Origin of the sequence: Novimethylophilus kurashikiensis, assembly GCF_003112435.1 — a bacterium.
GTDB lineage: Bacteria > Pseudomonadota > Gammaproteobacteria > Burkholderiales > Methylophilaceae > Novimethylophilus > Novimethylophilus kurashikiensis.
The window spans coordinates 32,052-54,434 of record NZ_BDOQ01000007.1 but is presented as its reverse complement, the minus strand read 5'-3'; the positions used below and the strand labels follow the sequence as shown (position 1 = coordinate 54,434).

21 protein-coding genes, 26 tRNA genes and 1 pseudogene are annotated in these 22,383 nt (G+C 53.3%); 10 read left to right on the top strand and 38 right to left on the bottom strand.

Annotated features, from left to right (window positions below; genetic code table 11):
- Positions 1–55 precede the first annotated feature (55 nt).
- Positions 56–388 (top strand): hypothetical protein, encoded by a 333-nt coding sequence (locus NMK_RS09390; RefSeq protein ID WP_109015500.1) that lies wholly within the window; start codon positions 56–58, stop codon positions 386–388.
- Between the two features lie 102 nt (positions 389–490).
- On the opposite strand, the gene NMK_RS09385 is transcribed toward NMK_RS09390, so the two are convergent.
- The 4 genes from NMK_RS09385 to NMK_RS09370 all read right to left on the bottom strand — a co-directional run bounded on the left by NMK_RS09385 (position 491) and on the right by NMK_RS09370 (position 1,495).
- Positions 491–568: transfer RNA gene (locus tag NMK_RS09385), tRNA-Pro, on the bottom strand.
- 111 nt (positions 569–679) lie between these two features.
- Positions 680–756 (bottom strand) — tRNA-Thr (locus NMK_RS09380).
- 14 nt (positions 757–770) lie between these two features.
- On the bottom strand, positions 771–1,400 hold the full coding sequence (locus NMK_RS09375; RefSeq protein WP_109015499.1) for a prephenate dehydrogenase/arogenate dehydrogenase family protein: 630 nt from the start codon (positions 1,398–1,400) through the stop codon (positions 771–773).
- A 19-nt stretch (positions 1,401–1,419) separates the two neighbouring features.
- Positions 1,420–1,495: transfer RNA gene (locus NMK_RS09370), tRNA-Ala, on the bottom strand.
- 38 nt (positions 1,496–1,533) lie between these two features.
- Here NMK_RS09370 and NMK_RS09365 point away from each other — a divergent pair.
- Entirely contained in the window at positions 1,534–1,719 is a 186-nt protein-coding gene (locus NMK_RS09365) for a hypothetical protein (RefSeq protein WP_109015498.1), read from the top strand.
- Between the two features lie 53 nt (positions 1,720–1,772).
- Here NMK_RS09365 and NMK_RS09360 read toward each other — a convergent pair.
- The 15 genes from NMK_RS09360 to NMK_RS09285 form a co-directional block, all read right to left on the bottom strand.
- Positions 1,773–1,849: transfer RNA gene (locus tag NMK_RS09360), tRNA-Lys, on the bottom strand.
- 4 nt (positions 1,850–1,853) lie between these two features.
- Positions 1,854–1,929 (bottom strand) — tRNA-Lys (locus NMK_RS09355).
- A gap of 145 nt (positions 1,930–2,074) precedes the next feature.
- A tRNA-His gene (locus tag NMK_RS09350) sits at positions 2,075–2,151 on the bottom strand.
- Between the two features lie 132 nt (positions 2,152–2,283).
- Positions 2,284–2,358, bottom strand: a tRNA-Thr gene (locus NMK_RS09345).
- Between the two features lie 6 nt (positions 2,359–2,364).
- Positions 2,365–2,439, bottom strand: a tRNA-Phe gene (locus NMK_RS09340).
- Positions 2,440–2,570: 131 nt separating this feature from the next.
- The gene (locus NMK_RS09335) at positions 2,571–2,888 is read right to left on the bottom strand and encodes a hypothetical protein (protein ID WP_109015497.1); all 318 of its coding nucleotides are present in this window, start codon (positions 2,886–2,888) and stop codon (positions 2,571–2,573) included.
- A gap of 81 nt (positions 2,889–2,969) precedes the next feature.
- Positions 2,970–3,046: transfer RNA gene (locus tag NMK_RS09330), tRNA-Thr, on the bottom strand.
- Positions 3,047–3,054: 8 nt separating this feature from the next.
- Positions 3,055–3,139: transfer RNA gene (locus NMK_RS09325), tRNA-Met, on the bottom strand.
- 6 nt (positions 3,140–3,145) lie between these two features.
- Positions 3,146–3,233 (bottom strand) — tRNA-Leu (locus NMK_RS09320).
- A 159-nt stretch (positions 3,234–3,392) separates the two neighbouring features.
- Positions 3,393–3,482: transfer RNA gene (locus tag NMK_RS09315), tRNA-Ser, on the bottom strand.
- Positions 3,483–4,133: 651 nt separating this feature from the next.
- A tRNA-Ser gene (locus tag NMK_RS09305) sits at positions 4,134–4,220 on the bottom strand.
- 73 nt (positions 4,221–4,293) lie between these two features.
- Positions 4,294–4,367 (bottom strand) — tRNA-Trp (locus tag NMK_RS09300).
- A 5-nt stretch (positions 4,368–4,372) separates the two neighbouring features.
- Entirely contained in the window at positions 4,373–4,690 is a 318-nt protein-coding gene (locus tag NMK_RS09295; RefSeq protein ID WP_109015496.1) for a hypothetical protein, read from the bottom strand.
- Between the two features lie 18 nt (positions 4,691–4,708).
- Positions 4,709–4,795: transfer RNA gene (locus tag NMK_RS09290), tRNA-Leu, on the bottom strand.
- Between the two features lie 419 nt (positions 4,796–5,214).
- Positions 5,215–5,292, bottom strand: a tRNA-Glu gene (locus NMK_RS09285).
- Positions 5,293–5,318: 26 nt separating this feature from the next.
- Between NMK_RS09285 and NMK_RS19035 the strand changes: the two genes are divergently transcribed.
- A complete protein-coding gene (locus tag NMK_RS19035; protein WP_181376242.1) occupies positions 5,319–6,131 on the top strand; it encodes a C2H2-type zinc finger protein in 813 nt (270 codons plus the stop codon).
- Here the strand turns inward: NMK_RS19035 and NMK_RS09275 are convergent.
- From NMK_RS09275 to NMK_RS09225, 14 genes and pseudogenes are all read right to left on the bottom strand, one after another.
- Positions 6,082–6,166 (bottom strand) — tRNA-Asn (locus tag NMK_RS09275). The genes NMK_RS19035 and NMK_RS09275 overlap by 50 nt on opposite strands.
- Positions 6,167–6,329: 163 nt before the next feature.
- Positions 6,330–6,401 (bottom strand) — tRNA-Gln (locus tag NMK_RS09270).
- A 78-nt stretch (positions 6,402–6,479) separates the two neighbouring features.
- Positions 6,480–6,554, bottom strand: a tRNA-Cys gene (locus NMK_RS09265).
- Positions 6,555–6,641: 87 nt separating this feature from the next.
- Positions 6,642–6,718: transfer RNA gene (locus NMK_RS09260), tRNA-Ile, on the bottom strand.
- Positions 6,719–6,882: 164 nt separating this feature from the next.
- Positions 6,883–7,047: a hypothetical protein gene (locus tag NMK_RS18470; protein ID WP_181376218.1), complete on the bottom strand. Its 165-nt coding sequence runs from the start codon at positions 7,045–7,047 to the stop codon at positions 6,883–6,885.
- Positions 7,048–7,074: 27 nt separating this feature from the next.
- A pseudogene (locus tag NMK_RS18465) lies at positions 7,075–7,176 on the bottom strand.
- 5 nt (positions 7,177–7,181) lie between these two features.
- Positions 7,182–7,256 (bottom strand) — tRNA-Val (locus NMK_RS18460).
- A 7-nt stretch (positions 7,257–7,263) separates the two neighbouring features.
- Positions 7,264–7,336: transfer RNA gene (locus NMK_RS09255), tRNA-OTHER, on the bottom strand.
- Between the two features lie 9 nt (positions 7,337–7,345).
- A tRNA-Gly gene (locus NMK_RS09250) sits at positions 7,346–7,421 on the bottom strand.
- Positions 7,422–7,577: 156 nt separating this feature from the next.
- A tRNA-Pro gene (locus NMK_RS09245) sits at positions 7,578–7,654 on the bottom strand.
- Between the two features lie 9 nt (positions 7,655–7,663).
- Positions 7,664–7,748, bottom strand: a tRNA-Leu gene (locus NMK_RS09240).
- Between the two features lie 299 nt (positions 7,749–8,047).
- Positions 8,048–8,127: transfer RNA gene (locus NMK_RS18455), tRNA-Ala, on the bottom strand.
- An 827-nt stretch (positions 8,128–8,954) separates the two neighbouring features.
- A complete protein-coding gene (locus NMK_RS09230) occupies positions 8,955–10,793 on the bottom strand; it encodes a type IV secretion system DNA-binding domain-containing protein (RefSeq protein WP_109015494.1) in 1,839 nt (612 codons plus the stop codon).
- 268 nt (positions 10,794–11,061) lie between these two features.
- Positions 11,062–11,397: a hypothetical protein gene (locus NMK_RS09225; RefSeq protein ID WP_109015493.1), complete on the bottom strand. Its 336-nt coding sequence runs from the start codon at positions 11,395–11,397 to the stop codon at positions 11,062–11,064.
- Positions 11,398–11,606: 209 nt separating this feature from the next.
- Here NMK_RS09225 and NMK_RS09220 point away from each other — a divergent pair, with 209 nt between their 5' ends.
- Entirely contained in the window at positions 11,607–13,208 is a 1,602-nt protein-coding gene (locus tag NMK_RS09220; RefSeq protein ID WP_109015492.1) for a hypothetical protein, read from the top strand.
- Positions 13,209–13,312: 104 nt separating this feature from the next.
- Here NMK_RS09220 and NMK_RS09215 read toward each other — a convergent pair whose 3' ends face one another.
- The 5 genes from NMK_RS09215 to NMK_RS18285 all read right to left on the bottom strand — a co-directional run bounded on the left by NMK_RS09215 (position 13,313) and on the right by NMK_RS18285 (position 16,224).
- A complete protein-coding gene (locus NMK_RS09215; RefSeq protein ID WP_109015491.1) occupies positions 13,313–13,660 on the bottom strand; it encodes a type II toxin-antitoxin system PemK/MazF family toxin in 348 nt (115 codons plus the stop codon).
- Entirely contained in the window at positions 13,660–13,905 is a 246-nt protein-coding gene (locus NMK_RS09210) for an AbrB/MazE/SpoVT family DNA-binding domain-containing protein (protein ID WP_109015490.1), read from the bottom strand. The genes NMK_RS09215 and NMK_RS09210 overlap by 1 nt, the downstream gene beginning before the upstream one ends.
- A 163-nt stretch (positions 13,906–14,068) precedes the next feature.
- Entirely contained in the window at positions 14,069–14,827 is a 759-nt protein-coding gene (locus tag NMK_RS09205; RefSeq protein WP_109015489.1) for a hypothetical protein, read from the bottom strand.
- Positions 14,828–14,881: 54 nt separating this feature from the next.
- Entirely contained in the window at positions 14,882–15,676 is a 795-nt protein-coding gene (locus NMK_RS09200) for a DUF2491 family protein (RefSeq protein ID WP_109015488.1), read from the bottom strand.
- Positions 15,677–15,696: 20 nt separating this feature from the next.
- Positions 15,697–16,224, bottom strand: a complete 528-nt coding sequence (locus NMK_RS18285) for a hypothetical protein (protein WP_146187157.1) — start codon at positions 16,222–16,224, stop codon at positions 15,697–15,699.
- Between the two features lie 193 nt (positions 16,225–16,417).
- Here NMK_RS18285 and NMK_RS18280 point away from each other — a divergent pair, with 193 nt between their 5' ends.
- From NMK_RS18280 to parC, 6 genes are all read left to right on the top strand, one after another.
- Positions 16,418–16,615, top strand: coding sequence for a hypothetical protein (locus NMK_RS18280; RefSeq protein ID WP_146187156.1), 198 nt, complete (start codon positions 16,418–16,420; stop codon positions 16,613–16,615).
- A 183-nt stretch (positions 16,616–16,798) separates the two neighbouring features.
- A complete protein-coding gene (locus tag NMK_RS09190) occupies positions 16,799–17,149 on the top strand; it encodes a hypothetical protein (RefSeq protein WP_109015486.1) in 351 nt (116 codons plus the stop codon).
- A complete protein-coding gene (locus NMK_RS09185; protein ID WP_146187155.1) occupies positions 17,146–17,655 on the top strand; it encodes a hypothetical protein in 510 nt (169 codons plus the stop codon). Before NMK_RS09190 ends, NMK_RS09185 begins: the two co-directional genes overlap by 4 nt.
- Positions 17,656–17,695: 40 nt before the next feature.
- Positions 17,696–19,648: a DNA topoisomerase IV subunit B gene (gene parE / locus NMK_RS09180; protein WP_109015484.1), complete on the top strand. Its 1,953-nt coding sequence runs from the start codon at positions 17,696–17,698 to the stop codon at positions 19,646–19,648.
- Positions 19,641–19,871 carry a hypothetical protein gene (locus NMK_RS09175; protein ID WP_109015483.1) on the top strand — a complete coding sequence of 77 codons (231 nt, stop codon included), beginning with the start codon at positions 19,641–19,643 and terminating at the stop codon, positions 19,869–19,871. Before parE ends, NMK_RS09175 begins: the two co-directional genes overlap by 8 nt.
- 15 nt (positions 19,872–19,886) lie before the next feature.
- Positions 19,887–22,352 (top strand): DNA topoisomerase IV subunit A, encoded by a 2,466-nt coding sequence (gene parC / locus NMK_RS09170; protein ID WP_109015482.1) that lies wholly within the window; start codon positions 19,887–19,889, stop codon positions 22,350–22,352.
- Positions 22,353–22,383 lie beyond the last annotated feature (31 nt).

Below are 22,383 nucleotides of genomic sequence, written 5' to 3'. Positions count from 1 at the left end.
CTTCGCCTTTTTTCCTATACCTCCAAGTGACAGTTATTAACTTCAAAGGACAGGTATGGACAAGAAAGCGTTGTTGAAAAAGTATGGCATCACGGAAAAGCAAGTCGCGCTGATTCGCAAGGTCGCTGAGCATCCCATCTATGGTGCTCTTGCCCCAGAATTCAGCCGGGTACTTCCCGCCGCTTTGCGCTACGGCGTGATTGAGCAGGTATGGCTGGATAGGAGTCCCCCGATAACGCGTGTCGTCACGGATGTAATTCCGGGCACAAGCTTCAAGGGGACTAACAACCAGTGGTATGAAGTCTCCAGCCGGGCAATAACCTTCATGCATGAGTACGACCCAAGCTGGCAATACACACGGCCAAGCGCCAAGTGGGCAACGGCTTAACACTCAAATCCAGGTCTTCATGGCCTGGATTTTTAATTGGCTCTGCGCGGGGCTGCACTCTCCTTCCGCTCGAATATCTACAGTTGCAGCTTTCTCAGAAAATGGTCGGGATACCGAGATTTGAACTCGGGGCCTCCGGTCCCCCAGACCGGCGCGCTAACCAGGCTGCGCTATATCCCGTTTTAAAATGGTGCAGAGTTGCAGTATCGAACTGCGCGGGCTGGGCCTGGAACCACCAAGCACAACTCTTATTGATTCATACCGGCAGCCTACCGGACTCACTCTGCAAAATGGTGCCCAAGGACAGGATTTGAACCGTCGACCGTCGCATTACAAGTGCGCTACTCTTCCAACTGAGCTACAAGGGCATAAATCTTCAAAATTAGACTTTAAGTTTGACGACATTTCCGCCTAACTTTGCGGAGGAGCTCCAATGACTGTTTGCCAGAATGCTGGACTTGGTGCCCGGCGGCATGTCGAGGAACTGCTCAGCCATGGCTTTCAGTCGCTTGAACGACGTCGGCAAGCATTCATCCGGGATATCGGAGGCATCCGCCACAATGGCGTTGATTTTGTCCGCCAGCCGTACCACCTGGAGATGCGTTTTCGCCATCATGCGGTCGTGGGTCTCCCCAGTAATGCGTTCGCCATTGGCAAACTCAACCAAGGAGCTGATGCTGCCAAACACTTCTAACACCTCATCACTGCAACTGTTCGTGAGCGTCACGATGCTAGTGCGGCCGGCAGCCGGCGAGCGAGGGCCGAACATAGGGTGAATACCCGTCACGCGGTCGCTGTGGCGCAAACAAATGCTATTGGTAGCATCCTGAACTGAGCAGACGTTGACCAGGTGCTTACCGGCATGCGCCGAGGCAACGTCTTCGTATGCGTCAAAAGGGACGGCAAGGATGGCGATATCAGCATCCTCGCTAAACAAGCAAAAAGGCGCCAGGACAGTGCGCAGGAAAGTCCCGAACACGCCGGCGCCAACGATATTAATTGCAACGGCCATGTTGCCTCCTTGGTTGAAGTGGTGGAGCCAATGGAAGTCGAATCCATGACCTCTTCCCTGCCGAGGAAGCGCTCTCCCAACTGAGCTATGGCCCCAAGTATCAAAAACTGCGACATGCTGTCCCATTAGAGGTATGAAGACCGCACTCGAAAAGAAATTTCAGGGCTACTGGATTCCAATAGCCATTCGTAATCAACGGCTGACCAGCCAGGAGCGCCAGGCGCTCGATAGCGGCGATACCATCGAGAAGGATGGGACACACCTCCGGCGAGTCGATTGGGCGACGCGGAAGGCCCTGCAGCATGCCTTAAAACGGTGAATCGTAATCGGATAGACCCTGCAGCAGACCAACAAGATACATTCGATTAGGGTTGGTGGAAGTGGGGAGCCTCGAACTCCCAACCGCCCGGGTAAAAGCCGGATGCTCTGCCTACTTGAGCTACACTTCCAGAGTGGTCCCTGCCGTGGGAGTCAAACCCACAACCGTCGGAGTAAGAGTCCGCTGCGCTATCAGTTGCGCCAGACAGGGAGAGAGATTTTTAGGCTCTCTCGCGAACCACCCTGGAGTAGTTCGTTAGAGAGCCATGCGTTTGCCGTCGAGGTCGACGGACTTGGTAGGTTTTCGCATGATTGCTCCTGATAAAATGATTGGATGTTGCTGCTTAAAAGCACTTTGGGGTGACCAGAGAGGTTCGAACTCTCAACCACAGGAGTCACATTCCTGGGCTCTATCCAGTTGAGCTATGGCCACGCCGAAGTGCTCTTCGATGTCGTTAAATGATGGTGCTCCGAGCTTGAATTGGAATGCGAAGCCAACCTCGGAAGAGGTAAATCTCCCCGCCGTAGGCCCAGGCCGATTGGTTCAATCTCGACTCAGCGCTAATGGTGCTCCGAGACAGAATCGGACTGCCGACCTCTTCCTTACCAAGGAATTGCACTACCACTGTGCTATCGGAGCGATGTTTGGTGCCGTCACGGGAATTGAACCCTGCCCTCCAGTGTTTCAAACTGGCGCTCTCACCTGGTGAGCTATGCCGGCGTTAAATGGCGATGCGCAGGGGTACCGAGCCCCTCTGATATCTTGCGTGACAGGCAAGCGTCCACACCATGCAGACCCGCGCACCATAGTTGCTCAAGAAGATAAAGCCGGTAAATTACGGCTTTTTTGTGTCAATTCCAATAACCCAACAGCCCCTTTCGAAGCAACTGAACCTCGTGCTCAGGATTCTTTTTCCATCGGCACAGTTCGGTTTTTGCAGTCATGCGGTGCTGAACTTCAATACACTGACGATAAGGTTTCGGAGGCCTCTCACCCCACCAGCAGCTCTTATCTTCGTGCCACCAGCGCAACTTATTGGCTCGCTCATCCCCATCCAGCTCAATGTGTCCGCCATAGCATTCAACATTGAAAACCGGGTCGATGAAGTAGTAGGAATCTTCTGTCACCCATGCAGGGGTGTAGTGCTTGCGGCGTACGGTTCTCGCCATTTGTGTCTCCCGTTATGAAAGGTCATAATCGGGAGCAAGTCACGTGAGGCATATGCATCTATAATCCTTAGCTTGAGAGGGTGGTGCTGATTGACAGTCTCGAACTGTCCACCTCCTGAGTACGAAACAGGCGCTCTGCCAACATGAGCTAAATCAGCATGAATTTTGGTCGAGAGAACTGGATTCGAACCAGTGAGACATTTCTGCCACGGCTTATGAGGCCGCTCCTATAACCGCTCAGGCATCTCTCGATTAACTGGTGGGCTAGGTGGGCCTCGAACCCACACGTCCTTTCGGACACAACGCTCTCATCGTTGCGCGTATACCAAATTCCGCCACAAGCCCATTTGACATCCTCCTCAGCCTGAAGCCGAGGCTTTCCCCGCTAGCTGGTAAAATAGTTGGCGGTGAGACAGAGATTCGAAATGCGAACCCTCACCGAAATAATTCAAGTCGCGCAGACGAAGGCCGCTGGCCGTAGTGGTCGACTGAATTTTCTTGATATGGCGGTGAGACAGAGATTCGAACTCTGGTGGGACTTGCGCCCCCATCACATTTCCAATGTGCGCCCTTAAGCCTCTCAGGCACCTCACCTATAGCCTAATAATTGGTGCTTCTGCCTGGAGTTTAACCAGGGCATACCGCGATTTATCGACCAGCCGGGACCCAAGGGCCACCAGTCGCTTATTCGTAGCGGACTCATCCTGCTAATGGAAGTGCTCTAAGACTGAGCTACAGAAGCATATACTGGCCTCCTCGGGGAGAATCGAACTCACCTATCCTGACGTTCGTAGCGTCGGGCCCTGTCCATTGGCAAGGAGAAAAACTGTTTCAGTTGAATACCCTAGTCCTTCACAGGGACCGGCGGATGACATCGATGCCACCATCTTCCCCTTCGCTTGGGGATATCCTGCCATTAGACGACACCTAACGGGGATTCAACCTACTCCGAAAAACTGTTTCAATAGCAGCAAGCACCACCTCCAGGTGGCCGGCGGGCATCGACTCCGCATCTCCTCCCTCATATAAGAGGCGTCCTTACCGTTAAACGACAATTGTCGCTGCTATCTACTCCGGATGTTTGGCGGGGGATGTAGGGCTCGAACCTACGCATAGCCTGGCTCAGAACCAGGTGCCTTACCAACTTGGCTAATCCCCATCAGAAACTGTTTCAGCACATCGGCTGGATGCGTTCAAAGGCCTCCAAACCCTTTTAGTTAGGGGCGATGTACCTACTCCTGAAGATGGCGGAGAGTGTGAGACTTGAACTCACACAGCCTTTCAGCTGCGGGTTTAGCAAACCCGTGCGGCTACCAATTTCGCCAACTCTCCATTAATCGTTTTGCTTACATGAGTAAACAACAAGCCAGATATTGCTTGCTCATGTAAACATTGTCACATCCAATGGCATCCAGTGAGGGAATCGGACCCCCGTCTTAGGTTTTGGAGACCTTTGCTCTACCACTGAGCTAGCTGGATACTGGTTAAATCGAAACGCTATTCACGAGCGTGCGCAGCTCGCTGGAAATGTCCGGTGCTGGGACAGGAAAATCCCGGTCATCAAAGACAAGTGGAGTGACATCACCATCCAGAATTGCTTCAAGATTGCTGCAAACCGAAGTTACAACCTCATCAACGCTGTATTTTCCGCTTGCAAGGGATTCACGGTTCCAAGAAATATGCAGGTTTACGCACCCGGACGCAGTTAACCGGTCTTGCAGCTTAGTCATGCGCTCACGGACGGCCGGCGACATTTCGTAGGAAGTCAACCTGGGTGGCTCAAACGAGAAAGGTAACTCCATTACCACTCCTTAAAATTATGGTGCCCAAGGCGAGGCTCGAACTCGCACGTCCAGGGGACACTGGTATCTGAAACCAGGGCGTCTACCAAATTCCGCCACCTGGGCAAGGTTGGTATGCAGGCTTACCAGGCCCCATACCTCGAACACTTTGTCAGTCGTCGCCTTCAGGTTCTAGCCGAGTCGCGTGGCGCACACGTCTGTTTCTTTACCTTACGGAAGGCTCACAGAGCCTCTCCTGCCGACTTACGCATCTGAGCCCATGAGGAGTCATGGGCGAGGCAGAGCGTTCTACGGCTCATCCGCTGGAGAGCGGCGGATGCTTACAGTGCATCCAACTGGGTAATTGCGACAATCAATCGACCAGCCAATTGAATGCCTAGTGCACTTTCGTGCCTCCCCTACTCTCTTAATATCCAACTCAAGGTTGGACCAGCCCTCAACGTATCGAAGACTGGCGGCGCCGCCGTTTGCTTGCAGGAGTGACCTGCTCAAGGGGATATCGGGCGGTTTTATTGCTGGTAAAGTGGTACTCGCAACGGAATTCGAATCCGTATTTACCTGGGTGAAAGCCAGGGGTCCTAGTCCAATTAGACGATACGAGTATTGAGACTTTAAAGCTATACATTGGATGTTTTCATGCATCCAATGTAGTAGAAATTTCAAATCTATTTATGCCCTTAATGGCCATCTACGCACACACAACGATGACTTTGTCGAGGTAAATAGAACGAATGGGCTTAAGTGGGCGGAAGCAGCAAAAGAAAAATATTATCTTTCACCTAAAATTTGCAAAAATTGCTCAATTGTTATTCAATATGAGAAACATAGAGCAAATTATTCAATAAAGTTTTGCTCTCAAAATTGCGCCGCTTCATTTAACAACAAGGCTAAAGCCCCAAGAAGCGAAGCTTCCAAGCGGAAAACTAGTCAAACCCTACTGCGTAGGGCGCTACTGCATCCAAAACAGGCTCAAGCTGCCTATTCCAAACTCAAAAATTGCCAGTGCGCACACTGTGGATTGCGATTTCTAAATAGACAGGCTATCAAATATTGCAGCCAACATGCCGACCTATACAAACGAAACAATCGCAATCGGTACGCCTTCACATTTTCAATAAGAGATAACTCTTCCGCGTTTTCGGCGTCAGAGCTTGCCCTTTTACGCAAATATGGAATGTGGTCATACAACAACACATCCGGAATTACTAGAGACCACAAAATTTCAGTTGCATCAGCAATTAAAAATGGGTACGACCCGTATTACATAAAGCATCCCATGAATTGCGAACTTATGCCTTGGGCAGACAACAACAGGAAGAAAACAAAGTCATCCTTAACATACGAAGAACTTGTTCGATTGGTATTGGAATATGATGCCAAAAAGTCCATTGCTCCGACGGCTGGGCTCGAACCAGCGTCCGCTTTCGCGCTCACTGCTTAACAGGCAGGGCCGTTACCATCTCCGGGCACGTCGGAGCAATGGACTTTTACTAAATTTCGGGTTGCGGGCGAGGGAGTTGAACACCTCTTCCATCTGGGCTTATGAGGCCCGAGTCCACCACTGGAACCCGCCATAAAAATATGATGTTATACTTTAATACCTTTGAGAAAAGTTCTGATTAAAAACACTTTTCAAAGGCGGGGGCGGACCGATTCGAACGGTCGATGACAGGGTCAAAACCTGTTGCCTTAGGCCTCTAGGCGACACCCCTCCTGAGTCAGCAATTGGGCCTGCTGTTGGCCATCTGCGCTATTCATTTGCGCGCTCCTTTCTCGACGTTAAAAGTATTGGAGTGGGGTACCGGAATCGAACCGGTCTAACCTGGATTTGCAGTCCAGTGCCTCGCCAATCAGCCAACCCCACATCATGATGCGTTAGGCTCCCAACAGTTTAAGATGGACTCACCTCAAACTTGGCCGTGTTTTCCTCGGGGCATCACCCGGAACCATATGGTGCCCGTTCCTGGATTTGAACCAGGGACCCCTGCCTTATCGAGACAGCGCTCTAACCAGCTGAGCTAAACGGGCATTGAAAATTGGTGGATGGTCGAAGAATCGAACTCCGTATTGGGACTTAATCCGTCAAGGTCACCCCTGATGTGCCCATCCCAGCTCTCCGCCATGCGATGCACGGTTACGAAAACGGACTGAGAGACAATCACCTGCTGTCACACCACCCAAAACTGTGAAGCTTATAACTTCACAGGAAAACGTTGTTCATCAAAGAAGACAGTCCCCATCTCATTAGCCAGGGCTCGCAGGATGTTGCTGGAGGCAACGAGGCGTGGCGCCAGGGAGAACTTCACATCAATTGAAAACGTGAGGCCCTTTGCCAGGTCGACTTCCTTAGTTAACATTTGAATTCCTATCCATCCAGGTTATGTTGGTGCGCCTCGTGGAATCGAACCACGGTCTCTTTGCCATACGGCCGGCCGCAAAGCCGAGCAACCCTTTGGGGGTGTGTTCTACCTTTGAACTATAAGCGCGTTACTGGTAGTCGGTGCGTGAATCGAACACGCCTATGCCCACTTGTAAGGAGGGTGCACAGCCACTATACCAACCGACTATAAATTTGGAGCGGGCGACGAGATTTGAACTCGCCTGTTCCGGCTTGGAAGGCCAGACGTACGCCACTTGACCACCCGCATATTAACTTGGAGCGGTATGCCGAATTCGAATCGGCGACCTCGACGATGGCAACGTCGCGCTCTACCAGCTGAGCTAATACCGCATAAATTCGCGTCACTTCGGACTTTTACCGCACCGCTGTTTTTTCGCGCTCACTCGTGGTCGGTGATTACCTCGGGGTTCGATACCCTAACGCGTTTCATCCCTCCGTGACCGGAGGCGGTGTTTACTTTGCCGGCGTTCCTTCCGGCTTAATTAGTGGTCTCGCAGGTGAGACTCGAACTCACGATGTGCCTGCTCCCAAAGCAGGTGGTATAGCCGCTAACCGACTGCGAGATAATCTGTTGGTGCCCAGAGAGGGGGTCGAACCCTCACGCTGTAAGGCGCTGGAATCTAAATCCAGTGTGTCTCCCTATTCCACCACCTGGGCGTTACGTTATATGGCGGAAGAAGGGTGCAATCGAAGCCCAAACCTTTCGGTTCAACTGTTTTCAAGGCAGTCTCCCTCCCTGAGGGTTCATCTTCCAATGTATGGTGGAGCATGGCAGGAATCGAACCGCTCGCCGCGAGGGAACTGGGTTACAGCCAGTCTCAGGCCCAGCCTGACTTATTTCACACTCCGTAAACTTAGTGGAGATTTCGGGTTTCGAACTGCGATTGAAGCCTTGAAAACTCAAGTCTCGCAATCGAAGGCCGCAGGCCGCAGCGTTCGAGTGAACCTCCAAATTATGGTGGAGATTTCGGGTTTCGAACCCGACTGAAATCCGCATTGCAAGTGCGGCGACCACCCCATAGCAGTCCCAATCCCCAAAATTGTTAACGATTACTTGCATAATCGCCTTTCTGAAGCATCCTAGTCCTGTTGCGAGGTTGCGCTAAACTCGCTTGAAGACCAAGACGCTTTAGAAAGTGTGGAGGCCATCCCTCCACTGCCCATTTTACTCCTGCGTTCTCGCCACAGTTTCAATCCGGGACTCCGCCTATTCAGCCTGCAAGGAACACTGCTATCCAGTGTTTTACTGCCCTGCCTTTTACGTGTTGGCCGCGGTCTCGTTCCGCGTATGCACGTTACTTCTGTTTGCTTGCGTCCACCTTCGGAGCCAAGCTCCCGAGATGATTTGTTTGTTCAAGCTACTGAATACATAACAAAAAACCCGGTTAGCTTTTGGCTACCGGGTTCTTGACCGACACCTTTTCAGGTATCAAGGCACGCTGTATTTACACATTATGCCTTCGGTAGCGCCTCCTTTTTAAGGGATGACGGGCGCTGATAATTGGGCTCATACATGTTCCCCCAACCCGCATCTACGCTAATTCGCGTAAACGTGGCGCCACATCCCAGACTTGCTGGGACGCATGTGACGTCATGGTTGTTGAATTGGGTTAACATTTGAATTCCAGTATCCTTAAAAATTAGTTCGACGTCGGCCTCTTGCTCAACGTCTACGAACAAGTATAGTCAAACTCATGCGTTCTGTCAACGTCTTTTTACAGAAAATCTCAAAAAAGTTTAACTTTTTGCATAAGTCATTGATTTTCAATGGCTGAAAAAGTTAACCATCGTGCTGCTTCATTGTTGCGTTCATGCAACAAGATTTTGGCTTGATGACTAAAGGGGCTTTCGCCCCTTTGTTAACTACATTTCTTCGTCCAGTTCCGCCAGTTCTGTGAGTATCGCCTGGAACTCGGCCGGACCCGAGTCCATAGGATTCTTTCGGAACTTCAGCGGAGCGGGTTTTGCTGGGGCAGCTTCCTCCTGCATTACCGGTTGCGCTGGCGCCGGTGCTGCGGCGGGCGTTTCCGGGAGTGCGGCCACCAGCCCCACTCCGCCACTCTGTGGTTGGCTCGCATCCCCCTTTGGAATGAGGTCCAGCATTGGACGCGCCACAAAGTCGCGGTCGACGTAATTCTTTGCCCTCTTATCCCGCTTCTTGGGGAACGGCAGTTTTAGCGAGCAAATTGGATAGTCCCCCGCCAACTTGAAGAAGCCTTGCAAATTGGCCAGCCGCTGGAGTTCCACCGGCATCACTGCCCGTTGAGTTTGAATCTGCTCGTTTAAGGAATCCGACCCTCCAGATTCAGAGCTGCTCTCCCCTCGAGTCATGCGCGAGATTTCAGAATCGCCAATATATTTTGATACATACTCAGAAGTTTCAGCATCCGAGCATCGCAGCACCATCCAGGAGGAAAGGCAGGAAAGGATAGTCTGAGCAGCCTTATCTCCATATCGGTCTTGCAGTTGAGATACCGACTGCAGGCCCAGCAGCAAGCAGCCACCCATCTTTCGTGCCTTGGTGGCGACGGCTTCAATCGACTGCACCTTACCAATTGAGGCGAATTCGTCGATGATGAGCCATACGCGACGCGTAGGACTGGCCGGCAAAGCTAAAATGGTCCGTGCGGCAATGTCCAGGATGCAAGACATCATGTTGCGCAAGGAATCCAGCTGGTCATCCCGGTAGGTCAGGAACAGGAAGCCAGGTTTTTCTGCCTTGATGAAATTGGCGACAGAGAATGGATTCGCATTGTCTTCAAGGTAGGCGTAGGTTCCAAGATAGTTGGCTGCAATCGTGCGGATGGAGCCAAAGGTCTTATCGGAGCCTAACTGAGCAGCGGCCGGTGTGCCCGCCAACAATGGTTCCAGCTCGGAAATTGGCGCGGCCTGAACATAATAGAGCAGGTCCTTGATGGAGAGCTGCTTACGTTCTACCAGGCGGCGCAGTATCGAGGTCACTAGCGTTTGCGCATAGCTATTCCAATCCTTGGACTCCCCTACCCCGTCCGGAATCATTGACTTGGCCAGTGCTTCTGCATCCCAAGGCCCGGCCATTTCAGCGGTAGGCGACCAGGGCACGCAGCGGTCGTCGAAAGGATTCAGGATGTGGTCTCGACCGGGCTTCATGTAGCGAGAGCTGAATTCACCGCCTGAGTCGACAATTATCGCGATATCTCCGCGCGCTTCCAGGTGGTCGATGAGGCTGGTAATGAAGACAGACTTGCCTGAGCCCGTAGAGCCCACCACAAAGAAGTGATAGGGCTCCGCCGAGCGAGGAATGTTGACCCCTCCAATATTAAAGCTCTCCTGAAAGTCTGAACTAGGCAGTGCTTTTGACGTCGCCTTATTCACATCGGAAGGCGTCCCCACCTCGGAACCGCGGCGCACCTTCTCTTTCGGGCGCAAGCGACGAATGCCAAGGTTGGCCAGCGGGATGATGCCTGCGCCGAACAACGCAAACAGGCCGTTAGGCATGGCAAACAAGTTGCTGCCAAGCGCCTGGAAGAAAAGAATCAGGACGCCAAATGCCGCAGCATACAGGGTCCATTTGGCGACCTTCGTTGCGAGGGGGAACCACTTATCCCAGCGAGTCGCCAACTTGCGCCAAGATGTCCATAGGGCATAAGCGGAAAATCCAAATAAGGCACACGTGCCGGCGTCAGTGGCCAGCCACGCTTTAACAATAGAACCGAGGTCCACGCAAATCTCCAGTCGGAAAAACAGCGCCTTAGCAGGCGCTGTGTGAATGAGTGAACCTGTATAGGAACTATTTTGCTTTTTAGCCTCGAAGACCCAAAACGCGTTTCATCTCCTGATGCTGGCGTGCTGAAATCACCGGCTTACTCCTGGTTGGAGAATGCGAGGGCTGAGTGACCGGACGGTACCAGGCCAAACTCCAGAGATTGACGGGGCCAAAGTTGATGGACGGCCAATCGATGTGTGCAGCTTGAAGGGACATGACGACCTCCTATTGGTAGTAAATGATAACGCCGCGGCCATCTGCCGTTGGCTCGATACTTACCACTACGGGGCTTTCGATACCAGTGTAAGCGGAAACATAAGTTTCCGGGCTCCACCAGTCCTGCGGCATGCGCTTGGTTTTACCGAAGAAGTTAACCTTCTGGTAGCACACACCGTTTTTCAGATTGACCCGCTCGCAGAAACGAAACTCACCTTCAATCTGGCGGGCTTCAATATCATGCGCTACCACGAACATCGGATAGGTCGTACCAGCATTAGCCTGTGGTGAAAATAGCCAGGCCAGGCACAGCATACAAATTACGGTCTTGATGAAGTTGAACATGATGTTTCCTCTATAAAAGTGATTTACCAGTCACCGTATAGCGCCAACCTATACTGACGAGGAAACGCTAGTTCGCACCGGTTACCGGTATGGCGCGTCCGTAAAACTCAAGGCAACAAAATCTTCTGTCTTTAATAAAGGCAAAGCTTTGTTGGCAACGCGAACACCTGACATTCAACCGGCTTTGCCGACTACTTAAGGACATCAAAATGAACGTAACTATCACCGCAGCAAACATGAACGACCTGGCTTCACGGATTGCCGCCTGTGCCAATACCATGGGATTCCAGAAGAACGGAAAGCCGATGGTGGCCAGCCAGGGCCTGAAGCTGATGGCCGCGCTCGCAGGGTATCGTGAAGAGCACAGTCTCGTTGCAGCACTGAAGGCGGAAAAGCCTACGCTGGGTGAACCCGACCAGGATGTGGTGCTTCAGCGCCAGGAAATGGCAAAGGCTCCAAGTCTTTTGGCTGCCGAGCATTCCGTTGAAACCGCCAAAGCCTTACTTCTTGGGAAACTGGGATACAGCGTCTATCCGGACGCAGACCAACCAGGGATGTGGGTTTGGAAGAACGGCAGCGATGGGTGTGAGGCTAGCTTTAACTCCATGGATGAAGCCATTTCCGATGTTTGGACAATTGCTGCAGACAAGGTTGCCCGTATTAAAGGGTTAACCGGTCACGACTGGGCGAACCTGAGTTTGGTGGAGCAGATGCAGCTTATCGAGGAGACGCTTGTGGTCGAATCTGAAAATGGTTCGTATTCTGAGCGTAGCTTCGAGCTGGGTGCTATGTCGCGCGATGCGTTACTGGATGTATTGGAGGCTGGTGATTATCCGAGTCATGTCTATGACTGGACTTCGGATGATATCCGCGGCGTTATTCTGGAAGCAGAGTTCCCGGAAGTTTCTACCGAGAATTATGACGCCGGAATGGCCAAGGCAGCTGACACATCCATGTATGTCATCTACTCAGCAGCAGAAGCCGAGGAAGGGGCTGGATTCTGGAATCAGACAAATGGTTGGACTGAGCTATCAGAAGCAACACCATTTTCAGCTTCCATAAAGAATGCCACCTCTTCTGCCAAAGTCTTTTTGCCTATCACTGCAAAGCAAGATGCTAAGTGGGTATCTCTGGCTGAGGCTGCCAAGCTCAACCAAAAGTCCCCGATGGACGAAGCAATCGAGGAACTGCAGCAGCGTTGGTATGAAGAGCACGGCTTTTACACCCGCTCCGACTGGAAGGAAGAAGTCGCACGGGGGGATACCAAGCTTGGATATTGGGAATGGGTCGTTCACGCCATTGAAGCTAACGATGGAGATGAATCGCACTGCGCTCAATGCGGCAAGCCTTTGGATGACGGTGAAGGATGGGATGGGAAGTGCGGTAATTGCGCTGACCATACCGAGCACCTCACTGAGCTTGCAGAGACACTTGGCATCAATCTTGAGGATGCAAAATTTTGGGTGAAAACTCATTATGCTGCTGACTTCGACGACTCCTTGGAAGATGAACAGGAGGCGTGGCTCCACAGCTATCGCCAGTACAATGGGTTGACCCCGGCAGACTCCAAGGCAAATCAGAGCATCGATGCGCTACGGAAGGTTGCTGACGCTGCGTATGAGTCGTATGACTTCGGCGAGAACCTGGTTGTTGAAGGGGATAGCGGCTGGGAATGGACGACAGGGGAAACCGTGTTATCCAAGGCTGTATTCCTTGGCGATATCCGAACACCTGAGCTACCGTCTACGCGTAAGGTGTTCGTAGTTAATGTGGTCAACGGAATCGCACAAGATATTCACGTGCGCGATTAAGCAACCTCAATAAAAAGCCACCCCAATTTCTCAGGGTGGCTTTTTCTATGCTTCGTGTGTGGTCTGGTGGAGATTTGTTCTTTATCTCTTCTGACGCAATAACCTCATTCAAACAAGATGGCTTCAATTCTGGCTAGGGCCTCATCGACGATATACTGCGGCACCGTTTCCTTGAAACTAACATTCCGCGCCCGCCAGTCAAGAGACTTCAACTGGTGGCAATGAACAGCGCCTTGCGTTTCGGTGCCTGACCCCATCAGCGTAACAACTGTACCGTACGTTCGGGAGGCGGCAGCTGCGCCCTGAGAAATCGGGCATATCATTACTAGCCCTTGCTGGTTGAAGACTTTGCCGCTCAGAACAAGACCGAAATGCGGGCCTTTTATCTCTCGGCCTGAGGAGGGGTCGAAGTCGAGATGCACGATGTCGCCACGGTTCGGCAGATACGCCATCAACTGTTTTCCAATCCTACCGAGGGCATGTCTTCCCATCCATCAATACGCGGCAGTCCTTGAGGCATCTCAGCCATAAGGTCAGCCAGTTTGTAGCGAGGCCGGGTCGGTGCTTCCACCGTCAATTTCTTTCCCTGCAGGTGTAGTTCAACCTGCGAGCCTTCGCTCAATGCATTCTGGTCGATAAATGCCTTTGGCACAGTCATTACGAGCGAGCCGCCCGCTTTGCGTAGGGTCTGAAGCATAGGAACCTCCTGACAATCAAAAATCCTATCCTAGTATAACTGAATGTTTTACTCAAGTAGGATATTTAAGGGGCAGCGTAGTCGAAATGCTAGACGTGGATGAGGGGATGCGTACTTAGAAATTGGACCGGGTCACCTGACCCGGTCCATGGGTTACTACAAGTTATACGCTCTGGCCGCCAGCTAAGCGACGCAGTCGGTCTGCGGCCGACTCCCCTTGGGTGGACGTGCCAGCAGCAATGCGACGGGCTTCTTCCACTGCGTTTGCACGCGCTTCAGGCTTCGCCTTCACATCATTGACGGTTTGCAGCGCAGCGGCTTCGTCGCGCAGTTGTGTCGCCTTCTGGCCCAGCGCACCCAATGCTGTGGAGACGGTGCCCGTACCATTACGCATAGCTTCCAGTTCCTGGGCTTGCGCGGCACGCATTTGCTGACGTTCAACATCCGCCTTGGCACGGTCGATGTCGCGGGTAGCCTGCTTGGCGGCGCGGTCGAAGTCTTCCAAACGAGATTTCACCGAAGTGACGATTTCGTTTAGGGTGTCGGCGTATTCCTTGGCGTCAGCCGCGTCTTGAACAGCATCAGGCAGGCGCTTTTGCATGTCTTCCAGGTTGTCGGTGAAGTCAGTGACGACGGACTCATCGATTTCCTTGGCATCCAGCTTTTGCAGTAGAACGCCGGCGGCCTTCTGGTCGTTGGCGATGTCATTTTGCAGTTTGGTCAGAGCAGCCTGGGCATCATCACGCTTACGGTTTGCTGCTGCCAGCTTAACAGCGGCATCATGCAGGTCTTGTTCCAGCTTTTCGCGGTCTACCTCCAATGCCGTTTCCGGGTCACTTGCGGCGAGGAATGCGAACAGCGAATCACCAAGCTTCTGGCCATGTTTTGCGAGCAGAGAGAAAGAATTGGTCCATCCAGACATAATAGTCTCCTAACGATTATTGAGATTGTTGTTACGGTTACGGTAAAACTTTGCTTAGTACACCTTGATTTTGGAGAGCGACAGCGGAATGCCAATCATGAAATCAATGTGCACCATTGGGGCCTTTTGGCCATCCAGGGAGTCAACCACTGAAAATGAAATCAGCAAGCGCTCTTCCTTCGAACCCAACCCGTCTTCCGGCAGCACACGCATGTATTGCATGAAGCGGATGGTCTGCGACAGGCCCTTGTCGCCAAACTGGTCGTCGATACGATTTTCGGTAGCGAGGATGGGCGGAACATAGTCGCCACCCGGGGTGTCACGGACAAAATCGAGCGCTTCCGCATCCCCCAGCAAATTTTCAATCTGGCTGCTATCCAGCCCGATTAATTCCAGCTGGTCGTCCGCCATGCTGTAAAGCTGCTCACCCAAGCCAAAGCCTTCGCCGAGATACGGCGCCTGCTCTTCTTCCGTCACAGGAATCGAGCGAAACAGGAATTGGTAGTAAGTCGCCTCCTGAACTTCGCTCCCGGAGGTCAACACTTGCAGGAAGCTTGCGCCATCCCCTGCCCGGTCGCTACCGCAATCGGTATACAAACGGTAGAGCCCGATATCCTCCGCTTCATCGAGATGCAAGCGACTCAATGCCACTACCTGTTGCTGCTTAGCGGGGACGCGCATCAGCGACTTGTTTAAGAGGGCGAAATCTGCCACAGGCAATTCCAGCAGAGAGCCGATGCGCGCGCCCAACGGCAAGCCTTTATCTTCACGCTCAGCCTTAACAGCCGCTTGCGCATGGGCATCCAGCTTCTTATCCAGAATGCGGCGCCCTAATTCAAAAATACTCATCAGATAATCCTTGGCTCAACTTAAAGGGAGTAGTTATGCTTGGGCGTGAGCTTTTGAATACGAGCCGTACGCGCCGACCACAAGCGATAGCCACCGAAGATTAATGCGCCAGTACCCAGCAACAGCAACAGATTGCGGAAGAAGTGTGATTCCTCTTGCGGCTGAGCTAATTGCTGCGCTGGAGCCGCCACCGGTTGCCGCACCGCAGCGGCTTGCGTTACACCAGGCGAGTCCGAATTAACGGTGTAACCCGGTGCCACTCCAGCAGACTGAGCATAGCCGCCAGGAGTGCCATTGTTGATGACGACGGTACGGTCATGGTCATGATGGCTCGCCGACCCAAGCAGGTACCCCCAGAAGAAGTTGCTACTGCCAGCACTCGATTCATGAACTACGGTCGTATGGTGGATGACAGTCGGGGGAGCATAAGACGGCGCCTGAGCGACATAGGCAGGCGCTGATTGAGGGGCCACAGCCCGATAGGTCGTCCCGCTGCCAGCCACAGGAGGTGATTGCTTTGCGGCCGTCGCAGCCGTATAACTAGCCACCGCCGCCTTATTTGCGCTTGCCGCATAAACCGCACTTCCCAATGCGGAAGGTGCAGGCTTTGCGGCCACTGCCGCAGGGGTAGAAAACCCAGAACGAGGCGCAGGTGCGACAGGCTTATAACCCGAGGACGCCGCCTGGTATGACGAGCCACTTGATGGTCTGGATGCACTCCCATACGAGCGCGAGCTGCTTATGGAGGAATGGGAACTACTGGATGAAAATCCAGACCGACCACCCGATTTGGCAGCAGCTTCTGCCACCACCCCCACAGATAGCGCTAAAGCAGTAATTAACGCAAATGCTCTCACAGCATATTTATTATTCATAATGAAACCTTTGCATACAGGTGAATTAGAACTATACCAAAAAGAAGCATTAATGTCAACGTAATTTTGATGTTAACAAATTCATTCGCATCCTAATAAGGTTGTTAAATTGACGCTAATAAAATTCAGTAAAAGCCTTAATTTACGCCGATTTGCGCTTGAAAACTAAAGAAATTCTGGTTTTTACATGGCTTGACAATGGGCATCAATAGGCTTATAATCGCAATAACTTGAATTTGGAGTATGTATGATTAACTTATCAGGGGCAGAGTTCAAGCGGTTCTACCGAGACCCTCACTTCTGGCCGGATGACGAGGGTGCCACTTGGCACGAAGAAGAAACAATTTGTGTTAATGGTGACGAGGTCGATGAAAGTTATGACCTGTATAGCATTCCAGATGTGGCCCATGTGACTCTGGCGGGTGGTATTGTTTACGGGCCAAGCCTGCCCACCAATGCCGCGCCTTCACTTGAGGATTATTTTCTCCGGTGGCGACAAGCGCAGCACACCACATTTTTGCTTGTGGAGTGCGACCGGACTGCCATAGACCCCATTATCGCTGCCGTCATTGAGCATAACGGCAAGGTGATTCAGTGAGCAAGCCAGGTCCTATCTTGGTGCTGTCACGCCTCAAGGCGGAGCAATACACCCCTTCAGCTGACGCCGTATGTGTTTCGATTACTAACCCGCGCCAATCACCGGCAGCGTTAGCGGGCTGGAGTGATTTGCTGCGTCTTGGATTTCACGACACCGACCGCAAGGGCGGTAATTTCGTCACCATGTCGCTTGGCCATGCCGGTGAGTTTCTTCGATTCTGCCAGCGCCACAAGGCGCACCCGCTCATGGTCCATTGCGAAGCTGGGGCTTCACGGTCTGTCGCGGCCGGGTTATTCGCCGCTGCATGGATGGGTCGCCAGCTCGAACTTACGGCAACCGATGTGCTTGCCCCAAATCCTTGGGTGATTCGGATGCTTAGACTTGCAGGCGTGTTCTACGCCATCAAATGGGTCGACTCGAATCTATTGAAGGTTTCCCTGCTTGGCCCGCTAGCCTTTCGCTATACAGTGCTTCCGCCGGCCATTGCCGACACCTATTTGGACTGACACGACTTGCTGAATGTAGCTATAAAAATGGAGACAACGCATGACTGATTATTCAGCATCATCTATCCGGGTTCTAAAAGACCTTGAGCCAGTGAAGGAACGTCCGGGCATGTATACCCGAACGGATGACCCGACACATATTATTCAGGAAGTCATCGATAACGCGGCCGACGAAGCCCTGGCCAAGTTTGCCAAGCGTATCTCGGTGACAGTAAAAGCATCCGGCTTGATTGAAGTCTCCGACAACGGTCGTGGTATTCCGGTTGATGTCCATCCAGAAGAAGGCAAGCCTGCCGTTGAGCTGGTGTTCTCCAAGTTGCATGCTGGAGGCAAGTTCAACAAGAAGGATTCCGGGAACGCTTATCGATTTTCCGGCGGTTTGCACGGCGTCGGCGTCTCGGTCACCAACGCGCTTTCCTCCAGACTGGAGGTTGAGGTTAAGCGTGAGGGCGGTGTGTATCAGATGGCCTTTGAGGACGGCTTCGTTGTTGAGCCGCTGCAGCAGGTCGGCGATTGCGGCCCCCGGACCTCTGGCACCACAGTGCGTATTCAGCCAAATCCTAAGTACTTCGACTCCCCCAAGGTAAACCTCCGGCTACTGGAGCACCTGTTGCGCTCGAAGGCAGTGTTGATGCCGGGCGTTACTGTCACCCTGGAAGTCGACGGGCAGGAGAAGAAAGAATGGTGCTACACCACCGGCATGGCGGAATACCTGGCAGAAATGCTTACCGCAGACTCGCTGGTGCCCATCTTCGTAGGCGAGAAGTATGTCGAAACTGAAAACGGTTTTGCAGTAGGGGAAGGCGCGTCATGGGCACTCACCTGGACGGAAGAAGGAAGCAGTTCTACTGAGTCCTATGTCAACCTGATTCCCACGCTGGAGGGCGGTACCCACGAGGCTGGATTGAAGTCTGGCGTATTTGAAGCGGTAAAGGCTTTTGCAGAACATCACGCCATGCTGCCGGCCAAGGTAAAGCTTGCTCAGGATGACGTCTGCAACCGGATGACCTTCCTCCTGTCGGCTAAGGTGCTGGACCCACAGTTTCAAGGGCAGACCAAGGAAAAGCTCACCTCTCGCGATGCCTACAAGCTCATTACGGCCATGGTTCGCGACCCGGTCGAGCTGTGGCTCAACAGCAACGCAGAGTACGGTAAGAAAATTGCTGAGCTGGCGGTGAAGGCTGCTCAAAACCGCATGCGCGCCACTCAAAAGGTCGAGAAGAAAAAGTCCTCCGGCATCGCCACCCTACCCGGCAAGCTTACGGATTGCGAGTCCGACGATATCACCCGTAACGAGGTGTTCCTGGTGGAAGGGGACTCTGCCGGCGGCTCCGCAAAACAAGGCCGCGACAAGGAAACACAAGCTGTGCTACCGCTTCGCGGCAAGGTGCTGAATACTTGGGAAGTGGAACGCGACCAGTTGTTCAAGAACAACGAAGTCCATGACATTTCTGTCGCAATTGGGGTTGACCCGCACGATATCGCCGACATGGACAAGGAAGGCCTGTTGGCCCATCTGCGCTATGGCCGCATCATCGTGATGTCGGACGCTGACGTTGACGGGTCCCACATTCAGGTGCTGCTGTTCACCCTGTTCCTAAAGCATTTCCCCAAGTTGGTGGAAAACGGCAACATTTATGTGGCTCAGCCTCCTCTGTACCGGGTGGACGCCGAGACGCGCGGCCATACCAAGAAGGTCTACTGCCTGGACGAGTCTGAAAAAGAGCAGGCAATGAAGAAGCTGCGCGATGAAGGCGTCTCCGACCATCGCATTACTGTTTCACGATTCAAGGGCTTGGGTGAAATGAATCCCGAGCAGCTCTGGGAAACGACCTTGTGCCCGGATACTCGTCGTATGGTGCCATTCCAGGCGACACGTGAAGAAATTGAAATCATGCGCGACACCTTCACCTTGCTCATGGGTAAGAATCAGGCGGCTGGCCGCCGCGAATGGATGGAACGCGATGGCGGCACGGTGGAAGCTGATGCCTAACTCATTTCCGCCCGTCGAATTGCACCTGCCTGACAATCATATGGCGGTGCTGCTGGCTGAGGCTGAGGCGCACGAGCTCTCTCCTAATGCAGCGCTGGCGCAGGCTGTTCGGCTCTACCAACTCATTTCCGAGCGCGCACGAAACGGCTTGCAGCTGACCTTCGTGGACGCCCACGGCAACATCGTTAACGACCTTTCCCCGGCCAAGCCGGTGAAACATTAACCCTAAGGACACGACATGTCTGAAGAGCTCACATTGAACGAAGGCGATAACGGCAATATGCCAGTCACTTTGCCACAACCGGCCCAGTATGCCTCACAGCGTTATCTGGAATACGCGATGAGCGTAGTGACCGGCCGCGCCCTACCCTCGGTCGCGGATGGCCAGAAGCCGGTACAGCGACGCATCCTCTACGCCATGCACCGCATGGGCCTCTACCGTAGCCCGAAACACGTTAAATCCGCTCGCGTGGTTGGCGATGTTATCGGTAAGTACCACCCACACGGCGACTCGTCGGTTTATGAAGCCATGGTACGCATGGCTCAGGACTGGAGCCTGCGGTACCCGATTGTAGATGGCCAGGGCAACTTCGGTTCCAGAGATGGCGACGGCGCGGCGGCAATGCGATACACCGAGGCTCGCCTCACCCCGATTGCCGAACTGCTGCTGTCCGAGCTGGATGAAGGCACCGTAGACTGGCGCCCCAATTATGACGGTGTTAACGACGAGCCCTGCTTATTGCCGGCGCGATTGCCGTTTGTTCTACTGAATGGGGCCTCTGGCATTGCGGTGGGTATGGCGACTGAAATGCCCTCCCATAACCTGCGCGAAGTTGCTTCTGCGGCTTCTTCACTCATCCGGAACCCGGACACTACCGAAGAAGACATCCTCGCAGCTATCCCTGCGCCGGACTATCCCGGTGGCGCTCAAATCATTTCGACCCGCGACGAGATTGAGTCCGCATATCGTACCGGTCGCGGTAGCCTGCGTGTGCGTGCTCGCTGGACGATTGAGAACCTGGCGCGCGGCCAATGGCGCCTCGTCGTGAATGAGTTGCCGCCCGGGGTGTCGACCGCGCAGGTGATGTCTGAAATCGAAGCCTGCTCTAACCCGGTACCCAAGGAGAAAGCAGGCAAGAAGGTATTCACGCCTGAGCAGACCAACCTGAAAGCTGCCTTCCTGTCGGCGATTGCTTCCGATGGCGTACGCGATGAGTCGGGCAAGGAATTCAAGGTTCGCCTGGTGATTGAGCCGGCATCCTCCCGCATGGATAAGGACGACCTGATTCGTTTGCTGCTGGCTCATACCAGCCTCGAAACCAATGCAGCTATCAATCTAACCGTGCTGGGTACCGGCGGGGCGCCGCGCCAAGCCAGCCTGTTCAGCATGCTGAGCGAATGGTGTGCCTTCCGCCTGCAGACAGTCATTCGTCGCACCCAGCATCGCCTGGAGGCCGCAGAGAAGCGTATTCACATCCTGGAAGGCCGCCAAGCCATCCTGCTGGATATCGACCGTGCTATCCGGGTTATTCGCGAATCGGATGACCCTAAAGCTGACTTGATGCGTGAGTTCAAGCTGACGGAAATTCAGGCTGAAGACATTCTTGAAATCCGCCTGCGTCAATTAGCCCGCCTGGAAGGCATCAAGATTGGCGAAGAGCTGAAGAAGCTGCGTGAAGAGGCAAAGGGACTCAAGCATCTGCTGTCTAATGACGAAGCCCTGCGTACGCTGGTGGCCACGGAAATCGATGAAGACGCCAAGAAATATGGCGATGACCGTCGCACCATCATCGAAGCCGCGGCTAAAGTAACCCTCTCCGATGCTAAATCCGTTTCTGTGGCGGACGACCCAGTGACCCTGGTCGTATCGAAGCATGGTTGGCTGCGCGCTCGTGCCGGGCATAAGGTCGATACCTCTACGCTGACATGGAAAGTAGGCGACGCGCCATTGGCCATTATCGACACACGCACGAGCCAGACGGTGGTGTTCTTCGACACGACTGGTCGCGCCTACAATGTAGCAGCCTCGGCCTTCCCGAAAGGCAATGGCGATGGGGTTCCGCTGACCTCGTTGGCCGATATCGGCAACAACAAGATTGCTCATGTGTTTGTGCTGGATGCCAAGGCCCAATACCTGCTCTCAGGCACCGGCGGCTACGGCTTCATTTGCACAGGTGAAGACCTGGTCACGCGCCAAAAGGCGGGTAAGGCCGTCATGACCCTGGAGGCAGGTGAAGTCATTCTGCCTCCAGTGAAACTCTCTGCCGTGACCGAGATTGGTGAAGCCGTATTTGCTTCTAGCGCCGGGAAGATGCTGATTTGTCCGCTGACCGAAATGAAGCAAATGGCCAAGGGCCGTGGGGTACAGTTGATGGCCTTGAAGGGCAAGGATACCTTAATTGCCTCAGGCGCCTTCGAGGGCCGCATCGAGGAACTGAAGGTCTCTACCCAGCCGGCCGGCCGCAAGAAACTCACGGAATTCGTCATCGAGGCAGATGGCTTGGAGGTCTACATTGGCCACCGCGCTCGCGCCGGTGCTTTCCTCCCAGAGAAGGCTTTGGCTACGGGATTCACGGCCGAAGTGGTCTCGGGGGAACTGCCAGTCGCGGAGAGTTCGGCCCAGGCTTCGCCAATACCTCAACCTACGCTGTTCGAGTTTGACGAGAACGTGCAACTGGAAGATGGTGAGGAGGAAGACATCTAACCCTCCCGGCTGAAATAAAAAGGCTCCCTGA

Bases quoted from the DNA above. Each gene is read 5' to 3' on its own strand.
- NMK_RS09390 (WP_109015500.1), top strand. From the start codon at position 56: ATGGACAAGAAAGCGTTGTTGAAAAAGTATGGCATCACGGAAAAGCAA.
- NMK_RS09375 (WP_109015499.1), bottom strand. From the start codon at position 1,400: ATGGCCGTTGCAATTAATATCGTTGGCGCCGGCGTGTTCGGGACTTTC.
- NMK_RS09365 (WP_109015498.1), top strand. From the start codon at position 1,534: ATGAAGACCGCACTCGAAAAGAAATTTCAGGGCTACTGGATTCCAATA.
- NMK_RS09335 (WP_109015497.1), bottom strand. From the start codon at position 2,888: ATGGCGAGAACCGTACGCCGCAAGCACTACACCCCTGCATGGGTGACA.
- NMK_RS09295 (WP_109015496.1), bottom strand. From the start codon at position 4,690: ATGGAGTTACCTTTCTCGTTTGAGCCACCCAGGTTGACTTCCTACGAA.
- NMK_RS19035 (WP_181376242.1), top strand. From the start codon at position 5,319: ATGTTTTCATGCATCCAATGTAGTAGAAATTTCAAATCTATTTATGCC.
- NMK_RS18470 (WP_181376218.1), bottom strand. From the start codon at position 7,047: ATGTTAACTAAGGAAGTCGACCTGGCAAAGGGCCTCACGTTTTCAATT.
- NMK_RS09225 (WP_109015493.1), bottom strand. From the start codon at position 11,397: ATGTTCAACTTCATCAAGACCGTAATTTGTATGCTGTGCCTGGCCTGG.
- NMK_RS09220 (WP_109015492.1), top strand. From the start codon at position 11,607: ATGAACGTAACTATCACCGCAGCAAACATGAACGACCTGGCTTCACGG.
- NMK_RS09215 (WP_109015491.1), bottom strand. From the start codon at position 13,660: ATGGCGTATCTGCCGAACCGTGGCGACATCGTGCATCTCGACTTCGAC.
- NMK_RS09210 (WP_109015490.1), bottom strand. From the start codon at position 13,905: ATGCTTCAGACCCTACGCAAAGCGGGCGGCTCGCTCGTAATGACTGTG.
- NMK_RS09205 (WP_109015489.1), bottom strand. From the start codon at position 14,827: ATGTCTGGATGGACCAATTCTTTCTCTCTGCTCGCAAAACATGGCCAG.
- NMK_RS09200 (WP_109015488.1), bottom strand. From the start codon at position 15,676: ATGAGTATTTTTGAATTAGGGCGCCGCATTCTGGATAAGAAGCTGGAT.
- NMK_RS18280 (WP_146187156.1), top strand. From the start codon at position 16,418: ATGGAGGAATGGGAACTACTGGATGAAAATCCAGACCGACCACCCGAT.
- NMK_RS09190 (WP_109015486.1), top strand. From the start codon at position 16,799: ATGATTAACTTATCAGGGGCAGAGTTCAAGCGGTTCTACCGAGACCCT.
- parE (WP_109015484.1), top strand. From the start codon at position 17,696: ATGACTGATTATTCAGCATCATCTATCCGGGTTCTAAAAGACCTTGAG.
- NMK_RS09175 (WP_109015483.1), top strand. From the start codon at position 19,641: ATGCCTAACTCATTTCCGCCCGTCGAATTGCACCTGCCTGACAATCAT.
- parC (WP_109015482.1), top strand. From the start codon at position 19,887: ATGTCTGAAGAGCTCACATTGAACGAAGGCGATAACGGCAATATGCCA.